This is a genomic window from Aliiruegeria lutimaris (genome assembly GCF_900099935.1).
In the GTDB taxonomy this organism is placed as follows: domain Bacteria; phylum Pseudomonadota; class Alphaproteobacteria; order Rhodobacterales; family Rhodobacteraceae; genus Tropicimonas; species Tropicimonas lutimaris.
The window spans coordinates 1-1,093 of the sequence record NZ_FNEK01000192.1 but is presented as its reverse complement, the minus strand read 5'-3'; the positions used below and the strand labels follow the sequence as shown (position 1 = coordinate 1,093).

Below are 1,093 nucleotides of genomic sequence, written 5' to 3'. Positions count from 1 at the left end.
TCCATATCTCCCCGACCGAAACCGTCAGGGCAACGTGTTCACATGGGTCAATTCTCAGTGAAAATTTGAGGGGCTACCGGGTCACTTCTCAGCGGAAATCAACACAAAGGCGCTCACACCGTTTTTTGAAGCCAATTTCCTGACTTGCAGCGCATTGTTTTTCAACGGAATCGTCGGAGAGCTGCCATTCGCTGCGCTTGCAACATCCAGTAAAGGCAGCAGCATATGCTCCCCCGAAAGGACGAAAACCGGACATTTGAGTGAGGCCGCGTCAAGGTCTTCTCAGCGGACATTGCCGCCGATCATCGACTCCGTCTTTCCAACCGCTTCCTGCGCAGAGCGTACATTGCAGCGAACGGTGCGAAATCAGATGAACGAAAGCTGCCTGCGTACGGAGAATGTTTCTTGGTTCTGCCTTAAGGAGCCTTTTTGAGGCACATCAACGAGGTGAAGTTTTGTTTGTGAGATGATGTACGATGAGTAGGTGCTTCGCAACATAGGGAGGGTATCATGAAAATGATTATTCTGTTGGCCGTTCTTGCGATATCGATGGGCACATCCGCCCTTTCAGAAGAAGAGCCATATATCGAGGCCGGCAAGCGAATGGCTGAAGCGAATTGCGCGAATTGCCATAACATTATGGCCGGCGGCGCCTTCAAGCTGTATCCGCCGAGTTTTCAGGCGATCGCCATCTACATGGATCCCCAGGTAATGCGCATGAAAATCATGTTCCCTGACCATGCAGTGCTGATGCCGCAGTTCCACACTTACATGTTCGCCGAGAACATCGATAACATCGTCGGATACATTTTGTCTTTGGACCAATAACGAAATGGAAATCGCCAGGGGCGCCGCGACGCGCCGACAGAATATCCTGGGTGTCCGAAGAGACGAATGAAGATCCGTTTGCTCAGTTCGGACAGTGAGCGCGTGGTGGAAAACCGTTCACTATCTGCGCACTGTTCGATGTGGCCGACATCGTCGTGCTTGGTAACATAGGGGAAGTTCGCGAAACCGGGGACATTGAGATCCGTTTCGATGTGACGGTGAACAAGGTGCTAGAGCGTGTCGCGTTTAATCGGCCTCATAGCCT

General features: G+C 51.8%; 2 protein-coding genes. One reads left to right on the top strand and one right to left on the bottom strand.

Translation table 11 applies throughout. The features are described from left to right. Positions 1-81: 81 nt before the first annotated feature. Complete coding sequence (locus BLR85_RS29440) at positions 82-225, bottom strand: hypothetical protein (protein WP_170844832.1); 144 nt, start codon at positions 223-225, stop codon at positions 82-84. A 285-nt stretch (positions 226-510) separates the two neighbouring features. Between BLR85_RS29440 and BLR85_RS28335 the strand changes: the two genes are divergently transcribed. Next, complete coding sequence (locus BLR85_RS28335; RefSeq protein ID WP_093165265.1) at positions 511-828, top strand: c-type cytochrome; 318 nt, start codon at positions 511-513, stop codon at positions 826-828. The last annotated feature ends 265 nt before the right edge of the window (positions 829-1,093 follow it).